Origin of the sequence: Brucella tritici, from assembly GCF_008932285.1 — a bacterium.
In the GTDB taxonomy this organism is placed as follows: domain Bacteria; phylum Pseudomonadota; class Alphaproteobacteria; order Rhizobiales; family Rhizobiaceae; genus Brucella; species Brucella tritici.
This window is the reverse complement of sequence record NZ_WBVY01000037.1, coordinates 1-244: the sequence shown is the minus strand read 5'-3', so window position 1 is coordinate 244 and position 244 is coordinate 1. Positions and strand designations below refer to the sequence as shown.

The following is a 244-nucleotide window of genomic DNA, read 5'->3' as shown; positions in this document are numbered from 1 at the left end:
ATGCGCATAGAGACCGAGCGTATAATCGACGAGCCTGCGCGCGATCAGCCTGCCTTGTTCCGGACGTTCGACCGTAATCGCGATATCGGCTTCGCGGCGTGACAGCGAAAACGAGCGCGGCACCGGCTCATCGGCTATGTGGAGGATCTCGTCATCAACCCGTCGCTGGCCTATGCGCCGGAAATCAGCCGTGACTGGAAACCGGCCTTCGAAGTGTCGAGCGCGCTTGGGCAGGTCGAGGCCG

2 pseudogenes are annotated in these 244 nt (G+C 62.3%); one reads left to right on the top strand and one right to left on the bottom strand.

Going from position 1 to position 244, the window contains the following annotated elements:
• A pseudogene (locus F9K94_RS24300) lies at positions 1–138 on the bottom strand (LysR family transcriptional regulator); the annotation flags it as partial.
• On the opposite strand from F9K94_RS24300, the pseudogene F9K94_RS24295 reads away from it, so the two are divergent.
• Positions 118–244, top strand: a pseudogene (locus F9K94_RS24295) (LysR family transcriptional regulator); the annotation flags it as partial. The pseudogenes F9K94_RS24300 and F9K94_RS24295 overlap by 21 nt on opposite strands.